Consider the following 24,521-nt stretch of genomic DNA (forward strand, 5'->3'; position numbering starts at 1 on the left):
ACACGGTTGAAGAACAACGGGGCTGGCCTGTCTACAGCCGGGCCAGCGCCGCGCGGACCTCCTCGACACTGAGCACTTCGGTCAGCACCTGCGGGGTCTGGCCGTTCTTGTAGATCGCGTACACCGGCACGCCATTGCGGCCCAGGCTGGCGAGCGCGGCCGTCACGGCCGGGTCGCGGCGCGTCCAGTCGGCGCGCAGCAGGGCCACGTTCTTGCCGGCCATGTCGCCGAGCACGCTGGCGTCGGCCAGGGTGGTGCGCTTGTTGTACTGGCAGGTCACGCACCAGGCGGCGGTGAAGTCCACGAACACCGGGCGGCCCTGCGCGACCAGCTCGGCCTGCGCCTGCGGGCTCCACGGTTGCCAGCTCACGCCCTCGACCGCCGTGCGCCACGGCCTGGCCGGGGGTGGGGTCCTGCAGGCGCGTCACGTTCGGGCCGATGGTCCAGCCCAGCCAGGCCAGGCCGACGAGCGAGAGCCCGGCGATCACGGTGCGGCCGCGCCCGCGCAGGCCCAGGGCCCAGACCAGCAGCGCGAGCACCACCAGCAGCATGAGCAGCGCGGCCGCGCCGTCGATGCCGCTTTGCTGGCCCAGCACCCACAGCAGCCAGACCACGGTGGCGAACATGGGGAAGGCCATGAGGTGGCGGAAGGTGGCGCATCCAGGCACCCGGGCGCGGCAGCGCGCGCGCCACCGCCGGCACCCAGCTGGCGAGCAGGTAGGGCAGGGCCATGCCCAGGCCGAGCGCGGCGAACACGGCCAGCGCCTGCGCGGCGGGCAGGGCGATGGCCAGGCCGAGTGAGGCGCCCATGAAGGGCGCGGTGCAGGGCGAGGCGATGGCGGTGGCCAGCACGCCGGTGAGGAAGGCGTCGGTGGTCGGGTTGCGCGCCTGCAGGCTGGCGATGCGGCTGGGCAGCACGCTGCCGAACTCGAACAGGCCGGCCAGGTTCAGGCCGATCAGGGTGAACAGCACGGCCAGCGCGGCCACCACGCCCGGGCTTTGCAGCTGGAAGCCCCAGCCGAGTTGTTCACCGGCCGCGCGCAGCCCGAGCAGCAGCGCCCCGAGCGCGACGAAGGAGAGCACCACGCCGGCGGTGTAGGCGATGCCGTTGGCGCGGTGGGCGCGGCGGTTGTCGGCGTGCTGGGCGAAGGCCAGGACCTTGACGGCCAGCACCGGGAACACGCAGGGCATGAGGTTGAGGATCAGCCCGCCGAGCAGCGCGCCCAGCAGGGCCGCGCCCAGGGTGAGCGAGGTGGCGCCGACCGCGGGGGTGGCGGCGGTCGCGCGGGCCGCATTGGCGTCCAGTGCGGCCTGCAGCGCCTCGGGCACCGCGGCGGGCAGGGGCGCGGCGGCCGGCCAGGTGCCTTGCACCGGCACGTCCAGGCGCACGCCGGGGCTGCCCGGCCCCTGGCCCGCGGGCGAGGCCTGGGCCACCACCAGCGCGAGCCGGTCCGGGCTGTCGCTGCGGTGCGGCGAGAGCGGCACGCGCGCGGTCCAGCGCTCGCCGTCCCAGGCCTGTGTCCAGGGCTGGCCGGGCTCGATCAGGCCGGCGGCCTCGGGGAAAAATTCGAGCGCCTGGCCGCGCCAGGCGGCGGGCAGGCCGTTGAGTGCCACGTTCAGGAAGCCCGGCTCGGGGGCGGCGCGGCTGTCCTGCGCCGGCTGGTCCTTGGGCGCGGCCTGGAAGCTGGCGTCGAAGGCGGCGCCGTGCAGGCCGGTGGAGCCGCGCACCGGCAGGCGCAGCGCGAAGCTCCCTTCTTCCGGGATGCATTCCTTGCGGCAGACCAGCCAGGTCGCCTGGAGCTTGACGTCGATGTGGCTGCCGGTGAAACCGGGGTCCACGGTCAGCGGCACCGGCAGCACCACGGTGCCGTCGTAGCCGTAGTTGGCGAGGTTGCCGATCGGGAACTTGCGCGGCGTGGGCCAGGCGATGGCCCCGGCCGTCACGCCCGGCGGCAGCGTCCACTGCAGGTCGGTGGGCAGGCCGGAGTCGCCCGAGTTCTTCCAGTAGGTGTGCCAGTCGGGCGCGTGGGTGATCTGCAGCCCGACCCAGACCGGCTGGCCCGGCCCGGCGCCTTCGGGGGCGTGGGCCAGCAGCTCGGCGCGCGCCTGGTCGCTCTGCACCACGGTCTGCGCGGGCGCCGCGCCCGACAGCAGGCCCTGGGCGGGCACCGAGAGGGGGGCGAGCGCCAGCAGCAGGGCGCCGAGCAGGTGGCGCGTGGCGTGGCGGACCGAGGAAAAGGCGTTGAGGGGCATCGGGCAACAGGCAGGGGGATCGGGGCGGGGCGGTGGCGCCGCCCGTGGGTATGAGAGGCCGGGCGCGCCCAAGTTCCTGGGGCAGGCCGCTCAAATATAAGCGAGCACTGTTTGTCTGTGCGCCGCGACACGCTGGGGGCTTTTCACCCAGGCTTCACAGGGCTTTCATGTTTGGGTACAACCGGGGGCGGACGGGTGGTTGACCAGCATGGAGGGTTTTGTGCATGGGATCGATCGTTGAACGCGCCTTGCTGCCATGGGCGCAAAGAGTCAAGTCGCGGGTGAACCTGCCGGTTCGCCTGAGTTGGGGTGAGCGGGGCTCGTCTTCGCTGTCCCTGGGCGAGTTCGATGCGCCGCAGGTGGAGATCCGGGTGCGCGACGCCTCGGCGCTGCCGCTGCTCATCGACCCCGGCCTGGACACCCTGGGCCAGGCCTATGTGGAGGGCCTGATCGACGTGGAGGGTTCGATGGCGGACATCCTGGCCGTGGCGCACCGCCTGGCCGAGACCGCCGAACCCGATGGCGGCCTGCTCGGGCGCCTGCGCCGGCGCTTCGCCCACACGCGCGAGAGCGACAGCGAGGCCATCCAGTACCACTACGACGTGTCCAACGCGTTCTACGCCCAGTGGCTGGACGAGCGCATGGTCTATTCCTGCGGCTACTTCGAGAACGGCGACGAAACGCTGGACGAGGCGCAGGTCAAGAAGATCGACCACATCCTCACCAAGATCCAGCTGCAGCCCGGCCAGCGCCTGCTCGACATCGGCTGTGGCTGGGGCGCGCTGGTGTTGCGCGCGGCGCAGAAGTTCGGCGCGCACTGCGTGGGTGTGACGCTCTCGAAGAACCAGCACGAGCTGGCGCGCGAGCGCGTGAAGGCCGCCGGCCTGGAAGACCGCATCGACATTCGCCTGCAGGACTACCGCGACGTGAAGGACGGCCCGTTCGACCGCATCACCAGCGTGGGCATGTTCGAGCACGTGGGGCTGAACCACCTGGCGGGGTATTTCGGGCACATCCGCTCGCTGCTCAAGCCCGGCGGCTGGGCCATGAACCACGGCATCACCAGCACCGATCCGCAGGATGGCGAGACGCGGCACGGTGGTGGCACCTTCATCGACCGCTACGTGTTCCCGCAGGGCGAGCTGCCGCACATCGGCACCGTGCTGCGCACCATGCAGGAAGGCGGGCTCGAAGCCTTCGACATCGAGAGCCTGCGCCGCCACTACATGCGCACCACGCAGCTCTGGAGCGAGGCCTTCGAGGCGCGCACGGCGCAGATCAAGCCGCTGGTGGACGAGCGCAAATGGCGCATCTGGCGCGTGTACCTCGCGGGCTGCGCCTGGGCCTTCGAACACGACGAGGTGTCGATCTACCAGGTGATCTGCCGCGCGGCGGGCCAGCCCGCCCAAGGCCTGCCCTGGTCGCGGCGCTTCATCTACCGCTAGCAACGAGCCCGTCCAGAGGCACCGAGGAACCGGCTTTGCCGGGCCATAGGTGTCGTCCCCCTTCAGGGGGGAGGCGCCGAAGGCGACGCGGGGGGTGTTTCCTGAAACCCCAGCACCACCCTCCTGGTGGTGGCCGATTTCTTCTCGATCTTGGTGACCACCACGCGGCCGATCTCGGCCGTGTTGGCCACGTGCGTGCCGCCGCAGGGCTGCAGGTCGATCAGCAGATCGCCCTCGCCGATGCGGATGGTGCGCACCGTGCCGCTGCCGCGCGGCGGCGCCACGCTCATGCTCTTGACCAGCGCGGGGTTGGCGTCGAGTTCGGCGTCGGTGATCGCGCCCACGGTCAGCGGGTGCGACTCGGCCACCAGCCGTGCCAGGCCTTGCGTGAGCACCTCCTTGTCGAGCGGGTCGGTCAGGTGCAGGTCCATGCGCGCGTAGTCGGGCGTGATCGAGCAGCCGTTCACCGGCACCGGCACGAGGTGGCAGAGCAGGTGGGTCGCGGTGTGAAAGCGCATCAGGCGGTGGCGGCGGTCCCAGTCGATGCGCGCGGTGACCGGCAGGCCGGCGGCGAGCCGGGTCAGCAGCGCCTCCTGGCCCGGCGCCGGCACGTGCACGATGTCGGCGGTGGCCCGGCCTTCGGCGTCCTTGCCCTTGCGGGTGTCGGCGATCGCGATGGCCGTGCCGTCGGCCAGCGTGAGCGTGCCGGCGTCGCCAGCCTGGCCGCCGCCGAGCGGGTAGAACACCGTGCGGTCGAGCACGATGCCGTGGTCGTCGGTGCGCGCCACGGTGGCGTCGCACTGCTGCAGGTAGGCGTCCTGGCGGAAAAGGTCGTGGGTCATCGCGCCATCTTACGGGGGCGCGCTTAACGCACTTAAGATGCGGGCATGTCCGCCCCATCCCGCTTCTGGTCCGACCTCACCACCGCCGATTTCGCCGCGCTGGACAGCGCGCGCGCCATCGCCGTGCTGCCGGTGGCCGCCACCGAACAGCACGGGCCGCACCTGCCGCTGTCGGTCGACACCGACATCGTCAACGGCGTGCTGCGCGCGGCCTTGCCGCACATCGCCAGCGAGTTGCCGGTGCTGGTGCTGCCCACACAGGCCGTGGGCTACAGCCCCGAGCACACCGGTTTCGCGGGCACGCTCACGCTCAGGATCGAGACCCTGATGCGGGTGTGGACCGAGCTGGCCGAGTGCGTGGCGGCCAGCGGCGTGAAGAAGCTCGTGCTGTTCAACGCGCACGGCGGCCAGGTGGGCGCGCTCGACCTCGTGGCGCGCGACCTGCGCGCGCGGCTGGGCATGCTGGTCTACAGCGTGAACTGGTTCCACCTGCCGCTGACCGACGCCAAGGGGCACGACCTGAACGCGCTTTTCAGCGCCGAGGAGCACCGCTTCGGCATTCACGCGGGCGAGATCGAGACCTCGCTCATGCTTGCGCTGTCACCCGAGCGGGTGCACCTGCGCGAGGCCGAGCACTTCCGGTCGGCCTCGCAGGGCCGTGCCCAGCGTTTCCCCATCCTGGGCAACGGCAAGAGCGCGAAGCTGGCCTGGCAGATGCAGGACTACAACCCACAGGGTGCCGTGGGCAACGCCGCCGCCGCCAGCGCCGACAAGGGGCAGGCCGTGCTCGAGGCCGCCGGCCGCGCGCTGGCCCAGCTCTTGAGCGAGATCGACCGGCTGCCGCCGGACACGCTCACCGATCGCGTCGCCTTCCCGCCGGCCCGGTAGCGACCGATCCGGCGCCGGGCCGCCCCAAGCCGGATCAGCCCCCTTGGGGGGCAGCGACCGGCGCAGCGGCGGAGCGTGGGGGCTTCGCCTCAGGCGTAGGTCATCCAGTCCCTGAACTCTGCCCGGTCCAAGTGTGGCAGTGTGTTGTAGCTCAGCAGCGTGTGGCGCTTGGGGTTGAACTGGAACTCGGTCACCGCGCTGTTGCGGATGCGCAGGTTCAGTTCGATGGTGGCCTCGGGGCTCAGCCCGAGCACATGCCCTACGGCGGTGGAGATCGGCCCGCCGCTGGACACCAGCAGCACGTTCTGGCCGTGGTGGTTCGCGCGCACATGGTCGAGCGCGCCCGTCACGCCGCGCACGAACTCGGTGTAGCTGGGCATGCCTTGCGGGCTCACGGTGCCAGCCATCCACTGCGCGAGGCCGTCGCGCAACAGGCGGAAGTGGTGGCGGTAGAGCTCGGGGGCCTCGGCGGCGCTGCGCGGCTTCTGCAAGGGGTGCGGGTGGATGGCGCGGATCACCGCCTCGCTGTCGTACTCATTCAGGCCGGCCCAGGCCAGGGGTTCATGTGAGAGCCCCGCGCCTTCGGCGATGCCGGCCCAGGTCTGCTGGTGCCGGCGCAGGGTGCCGGTGATCACGGCGTCGAACACAAGCCCGCGCTCGGCCCAGTAGCGGCCCAGCTGCACGCTCTGGCGCTGGCCCATGTCGCTGAGCTGGTCGTAGTCGTCCGAGCCAAACGAGGCCTGGCCGTGGCGCACAAGGTAGAGGGTTCCCATGGCGGCATTCTGTGGCCGCGTGGCGGCCCGACTTTGTCCCGGCAGCGACTGGGCCGCCGCCCGGCAGTCGCGCAGGTGTCTGCCCCCGCAACCGTGACGGATGTCGGTCGCCCGAACTCGCGCGGCTTTGCGGTCTTTTTCCATTGCTAGGCGGCAAAGGCCCTGTGCTTCAATCGTCGGCATGTGCGTCTTTTCCCGTTGCCATGCTGTTTGACATGCCCACCCTGCTCGCGATGCGGGTCGGCATCGATGGGCTCACGGCCCTGGCATTTTTTGGCTTGCTGCGCCGCTACCCGACCATCGGGGGGCCGGGCTGGTGGTCGCTGTCGGCCACGGTGTCCATCCTGGGGTCGCTGGGCCTGTGGTTGCGTGGCAGCGTGCCCGACTTCCTCGCCTACGGCGTCGGCAACGCGGCCCTCTGCATCGCGCCCCTGCTGGCCTGGATGGGCCTTCGCAGCCACCTGCAGTTCCTGCAGCCGGTGGCGCGGGTGGCCGCGGCCGGCCTGGTGGCGGCCGCGCTGCAGACCGTGTTCATCTTCGTGTGGGACCTGCCGCAGGCGCGCCAGGCCGTGTTCGCGCTGGCGGTGCTCATCGTCATGGGCATGGCGTACCGGGACATGGTGAGCGCCGACCCGCAGCGGCGCGTGCCCGAGATGCAGGCCCTCAAGCTGCTGACCGCGGTGGAGTTCGTCGCCATGCTGCTGTTCGCCCTGGCCGGGCCGGTGGCGGGCCTGCCGCTGTCGCAGGTGGGGCCGGTCACGGTGTTCTTCTTCCTGCTCGCGGGCCTGCTGCGCGTGGTGCTCTATGGGGCCCTGGTGACCTACCGGCTGCGGCTCGAAGGCGATCGCGCGCGCCAGGGCCTGCTGATCCGCGAGGCGGACTCGCGCGCGCTGATCGAGAACCTCAGTGCCGGGGTGATGGTGTTCCGGCCCAACCACACGCTCTCGAGCATCAACAGCGCGGCGCGCCGCTTCTTCGGCTGGAGCCCGGGTGGCGCCAACACGGCCTTGCCCGAACCGACCGGGCCGGGCTGGCAGATGCTGCGCGAGGACGGCCAGCCCATGCGCCGCCACGACATGCCGTTCGAGCGCGTGCTGGCGCACCGGCCAGCCGGTCAAGAGCGTGGTGGTGGGCGTGCCGGTGGGCAACGGCGACGAGGTGCACTGGGCCCTGTTCAATGCCTATCCCGAGAACAACGCCCAGGGCGGTCTGCGCCACGTGGTGCTGACCTTCATCGACATCACCTCGCTCAAGACCGCGCAGGCCGAGCAGAAGACCCTGCAGGCGCAGCTCTCGCAGTCGCAGAAGATGGAGGCCCTGGGCACGCTGGCGGGCGGCGTGGCGCACGACTTCAACAACATCCTGGCCGCGATCCTGGGCAACGCCGACCTGGCGCGGCAGGATCTCACGCACGATGCGCCGGCGCGCGAAAGCCTGCACGAGATCAGCACGGCCGCGCGCCGCGGCCGCGAGCTGGTGCGGCAGATCCTGGCCTTCAGCCGGCAGCAGCCGGCCGAACGCACCCGCGTGGACGTGGGCGCCATCCTGGCCGAGACCTGCAACCTCATGCGGGCGGCCATGCCGCCGCACGTGCAACTGCTGCACGAGTGCCACCCCGACACGCCGCCCCTGCTGGCCGACGCCACCCAGCTCGGGCAGGTGCTGATCAACCTGGGCACCAACGCCGTGCACGCGCTCGAAGGCCGCCCGGGGCGGGTCGAGTGCCAGCTCGACGGCCTCAAGGGCCACGACCCCCGGCTGCCCGCCGAGGTGGCCCAGGCCTGCGCCGAAGCCGGGGTGGATGCGGTGCGCCTGCGGGTGAGCGACAACGGCTGCGGCATGACCGAGGCGGTGCGCAGCCGCATCTTCGAGCCCTTCTTCACCACCAAGGTGGTGGGGCGCGGCACCGGCCTGGGCCTGCCGGTGGTGCTGGGCATCGTGCAGGTGCACGGGGGCGCCATCGATGTCGAGAGCCGGCCCGGCAAGGGCACCACCTTCACGCTCTACTTCCCGGCGGCGCCCGATGGTCCGCCCGGGCTGGCCCTTGATCCCGTGGTTGGACATGCGGGGGCCGATCCCGTCACAATGGCCCCTCGCCCACCCGAGGGCGCCGAGACCGCCCTTTTGGAGACCCCCCTCATGGCCGACGCCCCGCCAGCGGACCAGCCCCACATCCTGTACCTCGACGACGACGACACGCTGGTCTTCCTGGTGCGCCGCCTGCTGGAGCGCCGGGGCTACCGCGTGACGTCCTTCACCGACCAGCAACTGGCGGTGAACGCGGTGCGCGAGCAACCCGAGGCCTTCCAGCTGCTGCTGACCGACTACAACATGCCGGGCATGTCGGGGCTGGACGTGGCGCGCGCCGTGCTGGCGATCAACCCCAAGCTGCCGGTGGCCGTCGCCTCCGGCTACATCACCGACGAACTGCAGGCCGAGGCCAAGACGGCCGGCGTGCGCGAGGTGGTGTTCAAGACCGACGCGGTCGAGGCCTTCTGCGAGGTGGTGGCCCGCCTGGTCAAGCCGGACTGACGCCACCGCATCCAAAGGCATCAAGGGTCCGGCTTCGCCGGCCCGAAATGCCGTCCCCCTCCCAGCGCCGAAGGCGCGCCAGAGAGGGGGAAGCCGCCAAGGGCGGCGCAGGGGGAGCCCCTCAATCTTCCACGAACGCTTCCTCGCGCTTGGCCTTGACCGAGGGCAGCAGCACCACCACCAGCAGCACCACGGCGATGGCCAGCAGGCTGGCCGACATCGGGCGCGTGACCAGCACGCTCCAGTCGCCGCGCGAGATCAGCAGCGCGCGCCGCAGGTACTCTTCCATCATCGGCCCCAGGATCAGGCCCAGCAGCAGCGGCGCCGGCTCGCACTTGAGCTTGTGGAACAGGTAGCCGATCACGCCGAAGATGGCGACCATCCAGATCTCGAAGGTGTTGTTGTTCTCCGAGTACACACCCACGGCACAGAACAGCACGATCGCCGGGAACAGCCACTTGTAGGGGATGGTCAGCAGCTTGATCCACATGCCGATCAGGGGCAGGTTGAGCACGATCAGCATCAGGTTGCCGATCCACATCGAGGCGATCAGGCCCCAGAACAGTTCCGGGTTGCTGGTCATGACCTGCGGGCCCGGCTGGATGTTGTGGATGGTCATCGCACCCACCATCAGCGCCATCACGGCGTTGGGCGGAATGCCCAGCGTGAGCAGCGGGATGAAGGAGGTCTGCGCGCCGGCGTTGTTGGCCGACTCGGGGCCGGCCACGCCGCGGATGTTGCCCTGGCCGAACGGCACTTCGCCCTTCTTGAGCTTGATCTTCTTCTCGATCGTGTACGAGGCGAAGGCCGACATCAGCGCGCCGCCGCCGGGCAGGATGCCCAGCACCGAGCCCAGGGCCGTGCCGCGCAGCACCGCGGGCGTCATGCGCTGGAAGTCTTCCTTGGTCGGCATCAGGCCCTTGACCTTGGCCGTGAAGACCTCGCGCTGGTCCGACGGCGTGGCCAGGTTGGCGATGATCTCGCCGTAGCCGAACACGCCCATCGCGATGGCGATGAAGCTGATGCCGTCGGTGAGTTCGGGGATGTCGAAGCTGTAGCGCGCCACGCCGGAGTTCACGTCAGTGCCCACCAGGCCGAAGGCCAGGCCGAGCAGGATCATGGCCACCGCCTTGAGCAGCGAGCCCGAGGCCAGCACCACGGCACCGATCAGGCCCAGCACCATCAGCGAGAAGTACTCGGCCGGGCCGAACTTCAGCGCCACTTCGGTCAGCGGCGGCGCGAAGGCCGCGAGGATCAGGGTGCCGGCGCAGCCCGCGAAGAACGAACCCAGACCGGCAGCCGCCAGCGCGGGCCCGGCCCGTCCCTTGCGCGCCATCTGGTAGCCGTCGATCACGGTCACCACCGAGGACGCTTCGCCGGGCAGGTTGACCAGAATGGCTGTGGTGGAGCCGCCGTACTGCGCGCCGTAGTAGATGCCGGCCAGCATGATCAGCGCCGCTTCCGGCGGCAGGCCGTAGGTGGCGGGCAGCAGCATGGCGATGGTGGCGACCGGGCCGATGCCGGGCAGCACACCGATCAGCGTGCCCAGCAGGCAGCCGACGAAGGCGTAGATGAGGTTCTGCGCCGTGAAGGCGACGCCGAAACCGATCGAGAGGTTGGTGATCAGATCCATGGTTCTTGTCTGGTGGGGGTCGTGGTCACGCGCATCAGCCGATGAAGGCCGGCCAGATCGGGAAGTTCAGCTTGAGCGCGAGCTCGAAGGCGATGTAGCTGCCGATCGCCAGGACGGTGGCGAGCACGAACACCTCCTTGGCCTTGAACTGGTCGCCCGCCAGGCTGGCGACGAAAGTGAGGGCGTAGATCGCGACGATCAGGCCCATGGCCGGCAGGCCCCAGCTGTGCACACCCACCAGCAGCACGCCGAAGATCAGGTTGGCGCCGATGATGAAGATCAGGGGGCGCCAGGCGATGCGGCCGATCGGCTCGCCATCCTCGGTCTTCACCGTCAGGGCCTTGAGCGTGATCAGCACGCCCATGATGGCGATGAGCACGCCCACCACCAGCGGGAAATAGCCTGGGCCCATGCGGGCACCGGTGCCCACGTTGTAGGTGGTGGCACCCCAGGCGAAGGCCACACCGAACGCGCTGAACAGCACGCCCGAGGCAAAGTCTCTCTGACTCTTGATTCTCACGATGTCTCCTGAAATGGCGTTGATCGCCGGCTCCTGCACAGGGCTCGGCGAGGGCACAAGACGTGCGCCGCGCGATGGTAAGAAGACCGTGGGGGTGTGTGGGTGACCAAAACATTGCCATTTGGCAATGTGGGCCGCTGCCGTCGCGGTGCCGCGTCAGCGGTTGGGTCGCGGCAGTTCGATGACGGCGCGCAGGCCCGGTGCCGCGTTCTCGAAATGCAGGCGCCCGCCGTGCAGGGCCACCACCGCCTGCACGCTGGCCAGGCCCAGGCCATGCCCCGGCGCGTCGTCCGGGTGCAGGCGGTGAAAGCGCGTGCCCAGGCGCGCGAGTTCGGCATCGGGCACACCGGGGCCGTTGTCCTGCACGCTGAGCCGCACGCCATCGGGCAGCTCCTGCGTGCCCACCTGGATCACCGCACCCGGGCCGGCGTACTTGAGCGCGTTGTCGAGCAGGTTGGCCAGCGCGCCGGCCAGCAGGTCGCGGTCGCCGGGCAGTTGCACCTCGTCGGCCGGTTCGTGCCGCAGCACGGCGTCCTGGGCGTCGGCAACGGCCTCGTAGAGTTCCACCACGTCGGCGGCGACCACGTCGAGCGCCACCGGCGTGAAGCTGCGGCGCCGCGCGCCGGCCTCGGCCTCGGCGATCTGCAGCAGTTTCTCGAACACCAGCGTCAGCTCTTCGATCTCGCGGATGGCCGCGCCGATGGCCTCGCGGCGTTGCGCCGGATCGGTGTCGGCCTGCTCCGCGTGGCGCAGGCGCACCAGGATGCGCGTGAGCGGCGTGCGCAGGTTGTGCGCGATGGTGTTGGAGACGTGGCGCACGCCGTCCATCAGCGACTCGATGCGGTCGAGCATGGTGTTGATCTCGCGGTTGAGCAGCGCGAACTCATCGTCCGCGCCCGACTCCGCGACGCGCTCGCGCAACTCGCCGGCCGTGGCGATGCGCTTCGCGGTGAGACGCACCGCGCTCACGCTGCGCTCGAGTTCCTGGCGGAACACGAAGGTGCCGCCGATCAGCAGCAGCACGGCCACGATGCCGGCGGCCGCGCTCGCGCTCGCCACCAGGGACTCGATCAGCTCCTGGTCCCGCAGGTCCTGCCCGACCACCAGCACGCCGCCGTCGGGCAGGGTGCGCGTGACCAGGTAGGCGTTCACGCTGCGCCCGTCGCGCTCCACGCGCCGCTGGGTCGGCCCGGTGTTCGCGGCGGCGTCGGGCGCGCGGTCGAGGTTGCCCGCGAGCCGGTGGCCCTCGCGGTCGGTCAGCAGGTAGATCTCGCTGTCGGAGTCGCGGCCGTCGGTCAGCGCCCGGGTGATGGCCGCGGCCGCGGCCGCGGTGCCGCCCTCGTTCATGTCCGCCATCAGCTGCTGCGCCGACAGGCCGACCTGCCGCGCCATGCGCTGGTGCAGCACGCCGACGGTCTGCAGGTAGACGATGGCCAGGGCGGCCAGCATGGTGACGGCGACCAGGAAACCGTAGGAGAACGCCAGGCGAAAACCGACCGAGCGCCAGAGCCCCCCCAGCTTGGCGATCATCCGGCGCGGTCTGGGTCGTCGGCGGCGGCGATGCGGTAGCCGATGCCGCGCACGGTGTGGATCAGCGGCGGCGCACCGCCCGCATCGAGCTTGCCGCGCAGCCGGCTGACCTGCACATCGATCACGTTGGTCTGCGGATCGAACTGGTAGTCCCACACGGCTTCGAGCAGCATGGTGCGGGTCAGCACTTGGCCGGGATGGCTCATCAGGTAGGCGAGCAGGCGGAACTCGCGCGGCTGCAGCGCCACCGGCCGGCCGCCGCGCTCGACATGGCGGCTCGCGAGATCGAGCTTGAGATCGGCCACCTGCAGCGTGCGGATCGCCGGGCCCGGCCGCGAGCGCCGCACCAGGGCCTCGGCCCGCGCGGCGAGTTCGGAGAAGGCGAAGGGTTTGGTCAGATAGTCGTCGCCCCCCGCCTTGAGCCCGCGCACGCGTTCGTCCAGGGCGCTGAGCGCGCTGAGCACCAGCACGGGTGTCTTCTTGCCCAGGCCGCGCAGGGTCGCGAGGATCGAGAGGCCGTCCACCTCGTTGGGCAGCATGCGGTCCAGGATGATCAGGTCCCACTGCTCGCTGGTGGCCCGGCCGAGCGCTTCCATGCCGTCGCGGCAGATCACGACCACGTGGCCGAGCGCGCGGAAACCATTGGCGATGTAGCGCGCGTTGTCCGCGTCGTCTTCCACCACCAGGCAGCGCCACATCACGGTGGCTTCCATCAGGCCTGCGCCCTTTCACTCAGATCGAACATGCGTTGCACTCCGCGTTTTTTGCCGGGTGCCCATTCTGCTTGATCCGCCGCCGCGCGAGATTCAGCCCTCGGCCAGGACGCCGGCCAGCACCGCGCTGTCCACGTTGCCACCGCTCAGGGTGGTGCCCACCACCTGGCCCGGGAGCGCGGCGCGCTCCTGCCAGGCGGCGGCGAAGCTGGCGGCGCCCGCGCCTTCGGCCACGTTGTGGGTGTCGGCGAACAGCATGCGCATGGCCTGCGCGACTTCCGCGTCGCTGACCTGCACGATTCGCTCCAGGTGCGGCCGCAGCACCTCGAGCGCGGCGGCGTCGGCCACGCGGCAGGCCATGCCATCGGCCAGTGTGGTGGTCACGGGCGCTTCGACCACCCGGCCTTCGGCCAGTGAAACCGCGTAGGTGGTGGCGTGGGCGCTGACCACGCCGACGATGCGCACGGGGTGCCGCAGCGCCAGCTTGGCGGCGATCGCCGAGCACGCGCCCGATCCCTGGCCGATCGGTACGTAGACGATGTCGAGCGCCGGCACGGCGCGAAAGAATTCCCACCAATAGGTGCTCACGCCCCGCAGCAGATCGGGGTGGAAGCTTGGCACCATGTGCGCGCCGCGTGCAGCGGCGAGCTCCATGGCGTGCTCGCGGCTGGCCTGGAAGTCGTCGCCGTGTTCGATCAGCGTGACGCCGAGCGCGCGCATGGCGGCGTTTTTCTCCACCGAGTTGCCGCGCGGCACGACGATGGTGCAGGCCACGCCATGCGCGCGCGCGGCCCAGCCGATGCTCTGGCCGTGGTTGCCGCGCGTGGCGCTGATGACCTCGCGCGGCAGCTCGCCGCGCGCCTTGAGCTGGTCGAAGTAGGTCAGCCCGCCGCGGATCTTGAACGCGCCCGCCGGTGTGTGGTTCTCGTGCTTGACCCAGCAATCGGTGCCCAGGCGCGCGCTGAGCGTGGCCCAGCGGTACTGTGGTGTGGGGCCGAACTCGCGGTAGACCACCTGCGCGGCGGCCTCGATGTCGTGCAGGGTGGGCAGCAGGTGGTTCATGGCGGGGACAGCAGGCTGAGCCGGCCGTGGGCCGGGGTGTCGAGCTCGGCCGCGAGGCCGGCCGGACCGTCGCTCACGGTGATGCCCGGCAGGCCCACGGCCTGCAAGGCTGCGCGCAGCCCGGCGGCGCCCGCGTGGCGCAGGTGCAGGCGGCGCAGCGCCACGCCGCTGGCGGGCATGTGCCGCGTGGGGTGGGTGCCGCTCCACTGGATCAGCGTGGGCAGCGCGCCGTTGAAGAGGCGTTGGCCGTCGTCGCGCACGCTGATGCGCCATTGCAGCAGGCCCTGCGGTGTCTGGCGCGAGGCGCTGACGACCGGGCCGCGCTGGATGCCGATGGCGCGCAGCGCCGCGAGGGCGGCATCGATGTCGGCGACGCGCGCCACCCAGTGCACCAGTTGCGGCCCCTGGCGCTGCAGGCGCTGTTGGAGCGCGGGGTCGTCGAGGTCGAACCAGCGGCGCTGGCCCGGTGCGCGGCCGGGCGTGGCGCGCGGGTCGATGGCGATGACCTCCAGGTAGGCCTCGGGTGCCTCATCCCCGTCGAGCCGAAGCAGGCGGTTGTGGGTGCCGAACAGCGGGTGTTCCCCGCCCGGGCCGGGCGTGACGCCCAGCGTGGCTTCGCACCAGGCCACGCCCTCGTCGAGCGTGCGCGCGGCCACCACCAGGTGGTCGATCTGCGCCCGGGGCTCAGCCATGGCCTCTCCCGGAGGTCACAGCGTCACCTCGCCGTCGATGCAGGTGACGGAGGCGCCGCCGACCCAGATGGTGCCTTCGGCGTCGCGGTGGATGTGCACGCGCCCGGCGCGCGCCATGGCCGTGCCTTGCGCGGCGACGTAGTCCGGTGGCGCCATGCCCGCGCCGATCAGCCATTGCGCCACGGCGGCGTTGAGGCTGCCGGTCACCGGGTCTTCGCTCAGCGTCTGGTGGCCGTGGAAGAAGGCGCGCACCTCGAAGGCGGTGTCCGAGCCGGCGGGTTGCGGGCCGACGACGCCGATCTCCAGCCCGGCGAGCACCTGCGCATCGGGCCGCACCGCGAGCACCTGCTCGGCCGAGCGCAGCATCACGCCGCGCCAGGGTGGGCCGTTCTCGCACCAGGCGTGCGCCACGATCTCATCGCGCGCCAGGCCCAGGCCGCGCGCGATCAGGGCCACGTCGGCCTCGTCGAGCGGGCCGCTGCGCCGCAGCGGCGGCGCGGCAAACGCGAGGCGCTGGCGATCGCGCCGGATGCGCACCAGGCCCACGCCGCATTCCTGCACCACGTGGGCTTGGGCCCGGGGCTGGCCGCCGGCCTGCAGCCAGGCGTGGCAGGTGCCCAGCGTGGGGTGGCCCGCGAAAGGCAGTTCCCGGCCGGGGCAGAAGATGCGCACGCGGTAGTCGGCACCGGCCGCGTGGCCTTCGTCGGTGGGCGGCAGCACGAAGGTGCACTCCGAGAGGTTGGTCCAGTCGGTGAACTGCTGCATGGCCTCGGTGCTCAGGCCGGTGCCGTCGAGCACCACGGCCAGCGGGTTGCCGCGGTAGGGTGTTTCGGTGAACACGTCGACTTGCTTGAAGGGGCGTTGGGCCATGGGAAGGTTCTCCGGGTTCGTCAGGACAGGGGCAGGTCGAGCACGCCGCGGCTCGCGGGCCGGGCCAGCCAGCCGGCGTACCAGCGTTCGAGGTGCGGCCACGCGGGGCGCGGCTGCGGCAGGCCCCACCAGCGGTGCACTTCGCAGGCGATGGGGATGTCGGCCATGGTGAGCGCATCGCCGGCCATGAAGGCCTGGCGCGACAGGTGCTCGTCGAGCAGGGCGAACAGCGGCTCGGTGGCGGCGACCGATTGCGCGATCACCTGGGCGTTGCGCTGCGCGGCCGGTGTGCGGATCCACTGCTTGAAGCCCGGGCTGCCCGCGGGGTTGAGCGTGGTCTGCTGCCAGTCCATCCAGCGCTCGGCATCGAAGCGTTGTCGCAGATCGCTCGGGTAGAGCCGGTTCTCGCGCGCGCACAGGTAACGCACGATGGCGTTCGATTCCCAGAGCGTGAAGTCGCCGTCCTGCAGCAGCGGCACCAGGCCGTTGGGGTTGCGCGCGCGGTAGCCGGGCGTGTCCACGACGCCGTGGGCCAGGCCGGCGTCGGTGCGCGGCAGGTCGAGGCCGAGCACCTGCGCGCACAGCACGACCTTGCGCACGTTGATCGAGCTCAGCCGGCCCCACAGCTGCAGCATGGGCTCAGGCCTTCGGTTGTTCGCGAATGGCCTGGGCCAGCGCGGTGATGCCGATGCGGATCTGCTCCACGCTGGCGGTGACGAAACTCAGGCGCAGGCTGCGTGGATCGGGTTCGTCGGCGTAGAACGCGGCGCCGGGCACGAAGGCCACGCCCTTGTCCACCGCGCGCGGCAGCAGGTCGATGGCGTTCATGCCTTCGGGCAGGCGCACCCAGAGGAACATGCCGCCGTCGGGCGAGTTCCACTGCACGTCCAGGCCCTGCATCTCCTGCGCCAGACTGGCCAGCATGGCCGCGCACTGGCTCTTGTAGAGCGCGCGGATGGTGGGCACATGGCGGTCCAGGAAACCGTCCTTGAGCACCTCGGCCACCATGCGCTGGTTGAAGCCGGGGCTGTGCAGGTCGGCTGCCTGCTTGGCTTGCAGCAGCTTGGGGAAGACCGCCTTGGGCGCGACGATGAAACCCAGCCGCAGGCCGGGCGCGAGCACCTTGGAGAAAGAACCCAGGTAGATGCAGCCGTCGGGGTTGCGCGCGCTCAGCGGCAGCGGCGGCGGCGCGTCGAACCAGAGGTCGCCATACGGGTTGTCTTCCACGATCGGCAGGCCGTGCGCGGCCGCGCTGGCCACCAGCGCGGCGCGGCGGGCCTCGCTCATGCTGCGGCCGGTGGGGTTCTGGAAGTTGGGCAGCACGTAGAGGAAACGCGCGCGGTTCGCGCCGCTGCCCACCCGGCGTTCGAGGTCACCCACGTCGACGCCCTCGGCGTCACTGGCCACGGCTTCGATGATGGGCTCCATGGGGGTGAAGGCCTGCAGCGCGCCAAGGTAGGTGGGCGTTTCCACCAGCACGCGGCTGTCGGTGTCGATCAGCACCTTGGCCGCCAGGTCCAGGCCCTGCTGGCTGCCGGTGGTGATGAGCACCTGGGCCGGATCCACTTCCCAGGGCAGTTGCGCCGCCACGGCCTCGCACAGCGGGCCGTAGCCTTCGCTGGCCGAGTATTGCAAGGCCGCCAGGCCGTCTTCGCGCAGCACCTTGGCGCAGGCGTCGGCGAACGCGCTCACCGGGAAGGTCTTGGGCGAGGGCAGGCCGCCGGCGAAACTGATGATGCCGGGCTTCTCCGTGACCTTGAGGATCTCGCGGATCACCGAGGGGTTCATGCGCGCGGCGCGGCGGGCCAGCGTCCAGGGCATGGCGGTGGTGGGCGTGGTGGGCAGGTCGTTGGGTTTCATGAAGGTCTCCGTTCAAACGTGTTCGGTGGGCGCGCTGGCGTGTACCGGCATTTTCTTTCCAATGAAGACGGTGGCGATCACCGCGATCGCAAAACCCAGCGAGACGGCGTCGAGCCGTTCGCCGAGCAAGGGCACGGCGAACAGCATGCCCAGAAAAGGCTGCACCAGCTGCACCTGGCTCACGCGCACCGTGCCGCCCAGGGCCAGGCCGCGGTACCAGGCGAAGAAACCGATCCACATCGAGAACACGGCGGTGTAGGCGAAGCCCCACCAGGCCGAGGCCTGCAGCACCGCCTGCGGCCGGGTCAGGGTTGCCAGGGGCAGGGTGAGTGGCAGGGCGATCACCAGGGCCCAGCAGATGACGTGTTCGGCGCGCATGCGCTGCGACAGGCGCGCGCCGTACGCATATCCCACGGCGGCGCACAGCATGGCGGCGAGCAGCAGCGCATCGGCCGGATGCAGTGTGAGGCCGGCACTGCCCGAGCGCAGCACCGCAAAGCCCACCACCAGCGCGCTGCCCAGGGCGGCGCAGGCCCAGAAGCCGACGGAGGGCCGCTGGCGGTGCAGCAGCGCGCCCACCGCCGCCGTGGCCAGCGGCAGCACACCCACGATCACGCTGGCGTGCACCGCTTCCACATAGCGCATCGCCACCGAGGTGAACAGCGGAAAACCGAACACCACCCCGGCCGAGGTGATGGCCAGCGGCAGCAGGTCTTCGCGGTGCGGCAGCGGCGCGCGCGTGGCGACCAGGAAGGCGATCGACAGCAGGGCCGCCACCACGGCGCGGCCCAGCGCGACGAACACGCCGGACATCTGGGGCGCATCGACCGTGCCCACGGCCAGCCGCGTCATGGGCAGGGTGAGCGCGAAGATCACCACGCCCAGCAGGCCGAGCATCAGCCCCTTGTTGGCAGGCCGGTCGATCCAGCGCGGTGCGGGCAGGCTGTGGGTGGTCATACAGTGAGCATCCAGAGGGCGGTGGCGCACCAGCACGGCGGCCAGCACGCGGTTGAACCAGACCAGGCGCGTGCCCTGCGTGAGCCACTGGCGCAGCAGCGAGCCGGCGACCGCGTAGGTGAGGTTGCTGGTGAAGGCGAAGAACACCATCACCACGCAGATGATGGCCAGCCGCTGGCCCGGGTTGGGCGCGGGCTGCCCGGCGGCGTTGACCACCCAGCCGGCGGTGAGCGTGAGCGCCAGCATCCAGGCCTTGATGTTGAGGAACTGCAGGCCCACGCCCTGCAGGAAGCTGACGTTCAGGCGCGAGGCGTCGACCTCGGAGAGCTTGGAGGCGCCCGCCAGTTTCCAGGCCAGCCACAGCATGTAGGCCACGCCCAGCAGCTTCACGCCCCAGCGCAGCGCCGGCACACCCAGCACCAGCGCGCCCAGGCCGAGGCCGCAGGCCAGCATGAGCAGCGTCCAGCCGGTGGGCACCGCGAAGCAGAAGCGCAGGGCGCGCCGCAGGCCCAGGTTGGCCGCGAGGGCGGTGGACAGCGTGGTGTTTGGCCCCGGCGAAAAACTCATCGCGGTGCAGAACAGCAGCAGGGCGGTCAGCTCGGTGGCGCTCATGAAGATCGGAGGGATGGGCTTGTCAACACGGGAGGTTCAATGTACGCTTTTGCGCCAGTACACAACCAATACAGTTGACCGGCGCAGTTGCGAGTCTGTATTGGTCGATGCGACAGTACAGGCGCTGGAAGGATGCCCCCGACATGCTGATGAAGACCCCCGCACAATCCCTGACCGAGCAGCTCGCCGTGCGCTTCGCCGACCGCATCCGCAGCCGCCTGCTGGCGCCCGGTGCGCGCCTGCCCTCGGTGCGCCAGTGCGCGCTGCAGCACGGCGTGAGCCCCTCCACCGTGGTGGCCGCCTACGACCAGCTGCTCGCGCAAGGCCTGGTGCAGGCGCGCAAGAACCGGGGCTTCTTCGTGCGCGAAATGCCCACGCCGCGCGCCGACGGTCTGTCGAGCGAAACCAAGGCCGCTGCCGCGCGGGCCGGCGGCGGGGCGTCGCCCATCAACGCGACGGCGCTGATCCGCGGCATGTTCCACAAGGTCAGCAACAAGCCGCACCCGGGCATGGGCGTGTTTCCGCCCGACTGGCTGGAGTCGACCTTCATGCCGGCCGCCGTGCGCAAGGTCACCGGCACGCGCGCCTTGCAGGACTTCTCGCTTCAATACGGCGAGCCGATGGGCGACAGCAGCCTGCGCCGGGTGTTGTCGCAGAAGCTGGCCTCGCTCAACGTGCACGCCGATGCCGAGCACATCATCACCACCGTGGGCGCCACACACGCGCTGGACATCGTGAGCCGCACGCTGCTGCGCGCGGGCGATCCGGTGATGGTGGAGGAGCCCGGCTGGGCCGTGGAGTTCGCGCGGCTGGCCGCGCTGGGCATGCGCATCCTGCCGGTGCCGCGCCGCGCCGACGGGCCCGACCTGGAGGTGATGGCGAAGTACTGCGAGGTGCACCAGCCCAAGCTGTACGTGAGCGTGAGCGTGTTCCACAACCCGACCGGTTACTGCCTGTCGCCCGGCAGCGCGCACCGCCTGCTGCAGCTGGCGAACCGGCACAACTTCCACATCGTCGAGGACGACACCTACAGCCACATCGCGCCCGAACACGCCACGCGCCTGACCGCGCTCGACGGCCTGCAGCGCACCATCTACGTGAGCGGCTTCGCCAAGATCCTCGCGCCCAACTGGCGCATTGGTTACCTGGCCGCGCCGCCGGCGCTGGTGGAGCCGCTGCTCGACACCAAGCTGCTGTCCACGCTGACCACACCCTCCTTGCTGGAAAGGGCGCTGGCGCTGTGCATCGAGCAAGGCCAGTTGCGCCGCCACGCCGAGCGCATCCGCACCCGGCTCGATGCCGCGCGGGCGCGCAGCGTGAAGCTGGCGCTGGGCGCGGGCTGCAGCTTCGCGGCCGAGCCGGTGGGGCTGTTCGGCTGGGTCGACACCGGGGTGGACACCGACGCGCTGGCGCAGCGCATGCTGGACGAGGGCTACCTGATCGCGCCCGGTGCGCTGTTCCATGCCGCGCGGGCGCCCAGCACCCTCATGCGCATCAACTTCACGACCACGCAGGACGCGGCGTTCTGGCGCGTGTTCTCGCGCCTGAAGGCCTCGGGCTGAGCCCTGGGGCTGGCTAGAGCTTGGTGTCGAACAGGTCGCGGCCGCGCGCCTGCAGGATGTCCGCCAGCGCGCGGTCGATCTGGCGCGCTTCGGCCTGCATCAAGGGCAGGGCGCGCGCGAACAAGTGCCAGTCGCCCGACCGGGCGGCCAGCTCCAGGCCCTTGGCCAGGCGCGCGCCACGCTCGGCGGTCATGCTGCCCAGCGAGCCCTTGAGGCCGTGCGCGTGGGCCACGGCCGCGGCCGAATCGCGTGTCTGAAGCGCCTTCTGCAATTCGCTCTGGCGCGAAGCCAGGTCGGCGCGCATGGCCTGGGCCAGTTGCCCCAGCGTCTCTTCGTCGCCATCCAGGCGGCGCAGCAGTTTCTCGACGTCCAGCGCCTCCAGGTGCGTGGCGGCGGCGCGCGAGCCCGACACGGCGCTGGGGACGACGGGGGCGGGGATGGTCACCGGGGCCGGTGCGGGTGTGGCCGGGGCTTGCTCGGGCTCGGCCAGGCCGTCGTCGAGCTTCAGCACCCGGTCCATTTCCTTGATGAGCGCCTGCGGGCTGACCGGCTTGGCGGTATAGCCATCCATGCCGGCGGCCAGGCAGGCTTCGCGGTCGCCCGGCATGGCATTGGCCGTCACGGCCACGATGGGCGTGCGGGGCAGCTTGCGGCGGGTCTCGATGTCGCGGATCTCGTGCGTGGCCTGCAGGCCGCTCATGCCAGGCATCTGCACGTCCATCAGCACCAGGTCGATGCCGCCCTGTTCCCATTGGGCGATGGCGTGCACGCCACCGCGCGCCACGCGCACGATGCAGCCCAGGCGCAGCAGCAACTGCCGCATCATCAGTTCGTTGACCGGGTGGTCTTCGGCCAGCAGCACCACCAGGCCGACATAGCGGGCACCGGCCTGCGCGACTTCCTGCAGCTCGGCCGAGGCGCTGAGCGGGCTCTGGTCCAGCTCGCGCAAGGGCAGGGTCAGGGTGAAGGTGCTGCCTTCGCCGGGGTCGCTCTGCAGGTCGATCTCGCCGCCCATGAGCCGGGCCAGCTGCGCGCAGATCGCCAGACCCAGGCCACTGCCGCCATAGGGGCGCGCGGTGGAGGCGTCGGCCTGCGTGAAGGCGTCGAAGACGGTGGCGTGGTGTTCGCGCGCGATGCCCACGCCGCTGTCGCGGACCTGCAGCTGCAGCCGCTTCGGGGCCTGGCCCGCGGGCTCGATCGGCTGGATGCGCACCTCGATCCGGCCGCCGCGGGGCGTGAACTTGAGCGCGTTGGAGAGCAGGTGGTTCAGCACCTGGCGCAGGCGCACCGCATCGCCCATCACCCATTGGGGCAGGGTCGGTGGCAGTTCGAAGCGGAAGTCCAAAGCCTGTTCGCCCGCCTGCTCGGCGTACGGCACGATGGCCTGTTCCAGGGCCTGGTGCAGGTCGAAGCGCACGTTCTCGATGTCGAACTGGCCGGCTTCGATGCGGGAGAGATCCAGCAGGTTGTTGAGCAGGTCCAGCAACTCGTGCGCCGAGTTGTCCATCAGCGCCAGCCAGCTGGACTGGTCCCCATTGAGCGGCGAATCCATCAGCATGCGCGTGAGGCCCATGAACGCGTTGAGGGGCGTGCGCACCTCGTGGCTGATGTTCGCCAGGAATTCGCTCTTGGCCCGGCTGGCCTGTTCGGTCAATTCGCGGGCGCGCTCGCCATCCTGCTCGATGCGCTTGCGCTCGCCGATGTCGGCCAGGGTGCCCATGAGCCGCAGGGGCTGGCCCTTGCTGTCGTGCTCGGCGACCATGGCGTGCGTTTCGACCCAGCGCCAGCCTTCGGAGGCGCGCACCCGGTGCTGCACCACGGCGCGCTGGCTGCGGCCTTCGAGCAAGGCCATCACCTGCACGCGCAGCGGCTCGATGTCGTCGGGGTGCAGGCGCGCGCGCAGGTCGATCGCCTCCCAGTAGCCGTCGGCGGCGATGTCGCCGAGCAGTTCGCCCCAGCGCGCCGTCAGGAACACCTGGGTGGCGGGCAGTTGCCAGTCCCACAGTGCCAGGCCGGCGGCATCTACCGCGAGTTGCAGGCGGTCGCGCGCTTCGTCCAGCGCCTCCTCGGCCAGCAGGCGGCTGTTGGATTCGCGGTGCGCGGTGCTGCGCAGGCGGTCGAGCTCGCGGCTTTGGTGTTCCAGTTCGCCCTGCAACCTTTGCGTGCGCTCGCGCTCCTGCTGAAGCTCGTCCAGCGTGCGTTGCAAGTCAAAGGCGAGACGATCGGGCGTCATGGGCGTGTGTGAGGTGGTGCGAAGGCCTAGGGTTCCCGTGCCGGGCCCTCAGCTGCCGCCAAGCGCTTCCCAGCGCTCCAGCGCCTGAAGCCATTCCCCCTCGACTTCGGCATGTCGGGCGCCAAGTTGAGCCGCGCGGGTGGGATCGCTGTGAAATAGTTGGCCATTCTCCAGGTCCTTGCCAATGGTGGCTTGTTCGGCCTCCAGGGCCGCGATCAGCTGAGGCAGCGCGTCGAACTCCCGCTGTTCCTTGTAGCTTAGCTTTTTCTTGGCGGGTGCTGGTGCGGGCGCCGAACTGGCCGGTTTGGCGGCCGGGGCGGCCGGCGGCGGGGTGGGCGCCTCGCGCTCGCGCTGCAGGGCGGCCGACCGCGCCGACTGGGTCAGCCAGTCCTGCACGTCCCCCACGTACTCGCGCCAGCGCCCTTCGCCCTCGAACACCAGGGTGCTGGTGACCACGTTGTCCAGGAAGCGCCGGTCGTGGCTGACCAGGAACACCGTGCCTTCGTACTGCTGCAGCAGGTCTTCCAGCAGCTCCAGCGTGTCGATGTCCAGGTCGTTGGTGGGCTCGTCGAGCACCAGCACGTTGGCCGGCCGCGCGAACAACCGCGCCAGCAGCAGGCGGTTGCGCTCGCCGCCCGAGAGCGTGCGAACCGGGGCGTTGGCCCGCGCGGGCGAGAACAGGAAGTCGCTGAGGTAGCTCTTCACATGGGTGCGCTTGTTGCCGATCTCGATCCACTCGCTGCCCGGGCTGATGAAGTCTTCGAGTGTCGCGTCCAGATCGAGCTGGTCGCGCATCTGGTCGAAATAGGCCACGCTGATCTTGCTGCCCTGGCGCACGGTGCCGCTGGTGGGGATCAGTTCACCCAGAATGATCTTGAGCAAAGTGGTCTTGCCCGCGCCATTCGGGCCGATCAGGCCGATCTTGTCGCCGCGCAGGATGGTGGCCGAAAAGTCCCGGATCACGGTGCGCTGGCCGCCGTCTGCGGTCGCGAACGTCTGCGTGACCTTCTCCAGCTCCGCCACGATCTTGCCGCTGGCGTTGCCACTTGCCACCTCCAGCTTCACGCTGCCCACCGCGTCGCGCCGCTGCGCGCGCTGCTCGCGCAGGCGCTCCAGCCGGGTGATGCGCCCTTGAGCCCGCGTGCGCCGCGCTTCCACACCCTTGCGGATCCACACCTCTTCCTGTGCCAGCAGCTTGTCCGCACGGGCGTTGATCACCGCTTCCTGTGCCATCTGCTCTTCCTTGAGCAGCTGGTACTGCGCGAAGTTGCCGGGATAGCTGAGCAGCCGGCCGCGATCGAGTTCGACCATGCGTGTGCGCAACGCGGTCCAGAAAGGCCCGGTCGTGGCTGATCGTGACGACGCTGCCCTTATACTCCAGCAGCAGGTCTTCCAGCCAGGTGATGCTGTCCAGGTCCAGGTGGTTGGTTGGCTCGTCCAGCAGCAGGACGTCGGGGCGGCTCACCAGCGCCTGGGCCAGGGCCACGCGCTTCTTGTTGCCGCCCGAGAGTTCGCCCACGCGCACCGCGCCGTCCAGGTGAAGC

18 protein-coding genes and 3 pseudogenes (1 of these 21 cut by a window edge) are annotated in these 24,521 nt (G+C 70.6%); 4 read left to right on the forward strand and 17 right to left on the reverse strand.

What is annotated here, in order from left to right:
• Positions 1–31: 31 nt before the first annotated feature.
• Positions 32–2,253 (reverse strand): annotated as a pseudogene (locus ACFJI0_RS26635) (protein-disulfide reductase DsbD family protein).
• Between the two features lie 224 nt (positions 2,254–2,477).
• On the opposite strand from ACFJI0_RS26635, the gene ACFJI0_RS26640 reads away from it, so the two are divergent.
• On the forward strand, positions 2,478–3,698 hold the full coding sequence (locus ACFJI0_RS26640) for a class I SAM-dependent methyltransferase (protein WP_382322973.1): 1,221 nt from the start codon (positions 2,478–2,480) through the stop codon (positions 3,696–3,698).
• 62 nt (positions 3,699–3,760) lie between these two features.
• Here ACFJI0_RS26640 and ACFJI0_RS26645 read toward each other — a convergent pair whose 3' ends face one another.
• A complete protein-coding gene (locus tag ACFJI0_RS26645) occupies positions 3,761–4,540 on the reverse strand; it encodes an alanyl-tRNA editing protein (protein ID WP_382322974.1) in 780 nt (259 codons plus the stop codon).
• 45 nt (positions 4,541–4,585) lie between these two features.
• Here ACFJI0_RS26645 and ACFJI0_RS26650 point away from each other — a divergent pair, with 45 nt between their 5' ends.
• A complete protein-coding gene (locus tag ACFJI0_RS26650; RefSeq protein ID WP_382322975.1) occupies positions 4,586–5,428 on the forward strand; it encodes a creatininase family protein in 843 nt (280 codons plus the stop codon).
• An 89-nt stretch (positions 5,429–5,517) separates the two neighbouring features.
• On the opposite strand, the gene ACFJI0_RS26655 is transcribed toward ACFJI0_RS26650, so the two are convergent.
• Both ACFJI0_RS26655 and ACFJI0_RS26660 read right to left on the reverse strand, forming a co-directional pair.
• Positions 5,518–6,201, reverse strand: a complete 684-nt coding sequence (locus tag ACFJI0_RS26655) for a histidine phosphatase family protein (RefSeq protein WP_382322976.1) — start codon at positions 6,199–6,201, stop codon at positions 5,518–5,520.
• 146 nt (positions 6,202–6,347) lie between these two features.
• Positions 6,348–7,319, reverse strand: coding sequence for a hypothetical protein (locus tag ACFJI0_RS26660; RefSeq protein WP_382322977.1), 972 nt, complete (start codon positions 7,317–7,319; stop codon positions 6,348–6,350).
• Positions 7,320–7,323: 4 nt separating this feature from the next.
• Here ACFJI0_RS26660 and ACFJI0_RS26665 point away from each other — a divergent pair, with 4 nt between their 5' ends.
• Positions 7,324–8,733, forward strand: coding sequence for an ATP-binding protein (locus ACFJI0_RS26665; RefSeq protein WP_382322978.1), 1,410 nt, complete (start codon positions 7,324–7,326; stop codon positions 8,731–8,733).
• A gap of 121 nt (positions 8,734–8,854) precedes the next feature.
• Here the strand turns inward: ACFJI0_RS26665 and ACFJI0_RS26670 are convergent, their stop codons facing one another.
• From ACFJI0_RS26670 to ACFJI0_RS26720, 11 genes and pseudogenes are all read right to left on the reverse strand, one after another.
• On the reverse strand, positions 8,855–10,366 hold the full coding sequence (locus tag ACFJI0_RS26670) for a tripartite tricarboxylate transporter permease (RefSeq protein WP_291119850.1): 1,512 nt from the start codon (positions 10,364–10,366) through the stop codon (positions 8,855–8,857).
• 34 nt (positions 10,367–10,400) lie between these two features.
• On the reverse strand, positions 10,401–10,886 hold the full coding sequence (locus tag ACFJI0_RS26675) for a tripartite tricarboxylate transporter TctB family protein (RefSeq protein WP_382322979.1): 486 nt from the start codon (positions 10,884–10,886) through the stop codon (positions 10,401–10,403).
• Positions 10,887–11,042: 156 nt separating this feature from the next.
• The gene (locus ACFJI0_RS26680) at positions 11,043–12,416 is read right to left on the reverse strand and encodes an ATP-binding protein (RefSeq protein WP_382322980.1); all 1,374 of its coding nucleotides are present in this window, start codon (positions 12,414–12,416) and stop codon (positions 11,043–11,045) included.
• Positions 12,413–13,114, reverse strand: coding sequence for a response regulator transcription factor (locus ACFJI0_RS26685; protein WP_382163768.1), 702 nt, complete (start codon positions 13,112–13,114; stop codon positions 12,413–12,415). Before ACFJI0_RS26685 ends, ACFJI0_RS26680 begins: the two co-directional genes overlap by 4 nt.
• A gap of 108 nt (positions 13,115–13,222) precedes the next feature.
• On the reverse strand, positions 13,223–14,191 hold the full coding sequence (locus ACFJI0_RS26690) for a threonine dehydratase (RefSeq protein ID WP_382322981.1): 969 nt from the start codon (positions 14,189–14,191) through the stop codon (positions 13,223–13,225).
• Positions 14,188–14,883 carry a VOC family protein gene (locus ACFJI0_RS26695; RefSeq protein ID WP_382322982.1) on the reverse strand — a complete coding sequence of 232 codons (696 nt, stop codon included), beginning with the start codon at positions 14,881–14,883 and terminating at the stop codon, positions 14,188–14,190. Before ACFJI0_RS26695 ends, ACFJI0_RS26690 begins: the two co-directional genes overlap by 4 nt.
• A 15-nt stretch (positions 14,884–14,898) precedes the next feature.
• The gene (locus ACFJI0_RS26700; protein WP_382322983.1) at positions 14,899–15,753 is read right to left on the reverse strand and encodes a PhzF family phenazine biosynthesis protein; all 855 of its coding nucleotides are present in this window, start codon (positions 15,751–15,753) and stop codon (positions 14,899–14,901) included.
• Between the two features lie 20 nt (positions 15,754–15,773).
• Positions 15,774–16,388 (reverse strand): glutathione S-transferase family protein, encoded by a 615-nt coding sequence (locus ACFJI0_RS26705; protein WP_382322984.1) that lies wholly within the window; start codon positions 16,386–16,388, stop codon positions 15,774–15,776.
• Between the two features lie 4 nt (positions 16,389–16,392).
• Entirely contained in the window at positions 16,393–17,613 is a 1,221-nt protein-coding gene (locus tag ACFJI0_RS26710) for a PLP-dependent aminotransferase family protein (RefSeq protein ID WP_382322985.1), read from the reverse strand.
• Between the two features lie 12 nt (positions 17,614–17,625).
• Complete coding sequence (locus ACFJI0_RS26715) at positions 17,626–18,570, reverse strand: DMT family transporter (RefSeq protein ID WP_382325847.1); 945 nt, start codon at positions 18,568–18,570, stop codon at positions 17,626–17,628.
• 87 nt (positions 18,571–18,657) lie between these two features.
• Positions 18,658–19,182 (reverse strand): annotated as a pseudogene (locus ACFJI0_RS26720) (LysE family translocator); the annotation flags it as partial.
• A gap of 143 nt (positions 19,183–19,325) precedes the next feature.
• Here ACFJI0_RS26720 and ACFJI0_RS26725 point away from each other — a divergent pair.
• On the forward strand, positions 19,326–20,744 hold the full coding sequence (locus tag ACFJI0_RS26725; RefSeq protein ID WP_382322986.1) for a PLP-dependent aminotransferase family protein: 1,419 nt from the start codon (positions 19,326–19,328) through the stop codon (positions 20,742–20,744).
• A gap of 13 nt (positions 20,745–20,757) precedes the next feature.
• Here ACFJI0_RS26725 and ACFJI0_RS26730 read toward each other — a convergent pair whose 3' ends face one another.
• Complete coding sequence (locus tag ACFJI0_RS26730) at positions 20,758–22,977, reverse strand: ATP-binding protein (protein WP_382322987.1); 2,220 nt, start codon at positions 22,975–22,977, stop codon at positions 20,758–20,760.
• Positions 22,978–23,025: 48 nt separating this feature from the next.
• Positions 23,026–24,521: pseudogene (abc-f, locus tag ACFJI0_RS26735) on the reverse strand (ribosomal protection-like ABC-F family protein) (it continues 404 nt past the right edge of the window).

This window comes from Hydrogenophaga sp. UC242_53 (assembly GCF_042696965.1).
Classification (GTDB): Bacteria; Pseudomonadota; Gammaproteobacteria; order Burkholderiales; family Burkholderiaceae_C; genus Hydrogenophaga.

Bases quoted from the DNA above. Each gene is read 5' to 3' on its own strand.
- ACFJI0_RS26730 (WP_382322987.1), bottom strand. From the start codon at position 22,977: ATGACGCCCGATCGTCTCGCCTTTGACTTGCAACGCACGCTGGACGAG.
- ACFJI0_RS26655 (WP_382322976.1), bottom strand. From the start codon at position 6,201: ATGGGAACCCTCTACCTTGTGCGCCACGGCCAGGCCTCGTTTGGCTCG.
- ACFJI0_RS26685 (WP_382163768.1), bottom strand. From the start codon at position 13,114: ATGTGGCGCTGCCTGGTGGTGGAAGACGACGCGGACAACGCGCGCTAC.
- ACFJI0_RS26670 (WP_291119850.1), bottom strand. From the start codon at position 10,366: ATGGATCTGATCACCAACCTCTCGATCGGTTTCGGCGTCGCCTTCACG.
- ACFJI0_RS26715 (WP_382325847.1), bottom strand. From the start codon at position 18,570: ATGACCACCCACAGCCTGCCCGCACCGCGCTGGATCGACCGGCCTGCC.
- ACFJI0_RS26645 (WP_382322974.1), bottom strand. From the start codon at position 4,540: ATGACCCACGACCTTTTCCGCCAGGACGCCTACCTGCAGCAGTGCGAC.
- ACFJI0_RS26680 (WP_382322980.1), bottom strand. From the start codon at position 12,416: ATGATCGCCAAGCTGGGGGGGCTCTGGCGCTCGGTCGGTTTTCGCCTG.
- ACFJI0_RS26690 (WP_382322981.1), bottom strand. From the start codon at position 14,191: ATGAACCACCTGCTGCCCACCCTGCACGACATCGAGGCCGCCGCGCAG.
- ACFJI0_RS26700 (WP_382322983.1), bottom strand. From the start codon at position 15,753: ATGGCCCAACGCCCCTTCAAGCAAGTCGACGTGTTCACCGAAACACCC.
- ACFJI0_RS26725 (WP_382322986.1), top strand. From the start codon at position 19,326: ATGCTGATGAAGACCCCCGCACAATCCCTGACCGAGCAGCTCGCCGTG.
- ACFJI0_RS26710 (WP_382322985.1), bottom strand. From the start codon at position 17,613: ATGAAACCCAACGACCTGCCCACCACGCCCACCACCGCCATGCCCTGG.
- ACFJI0_RS26640 (WP_382322973.1), top strand. From the start codon at position 2,478: ATGGGATCGATCGTTGAACGCGCCTTGCTGCCATGGGCGCAAAGAGTC.
- ACFJI0_RS26650 (WP_382322975.1), top strand. From the start codon at position 4,586: ATGTCCGCCCCATCCCGCTTCTGGTCCGACCTCACCACCGCCGATTTC.
- ACFJI0_RS26705 (WP_382322984.1), bottom strand. From the start codon at position 16,388: ATGCTGCAGCTGTGGGGCCGGCTGAGCTCGATCAACGTGCGCAAGGTC.
- ACFJI0_RS26695 (WP_382322982.1), bottom strand. From the start codon at position 14,883: ATGGCTGAGCCCCGGGCGCAGATCGACCACCTGGTGGTGGCCGCGCGC.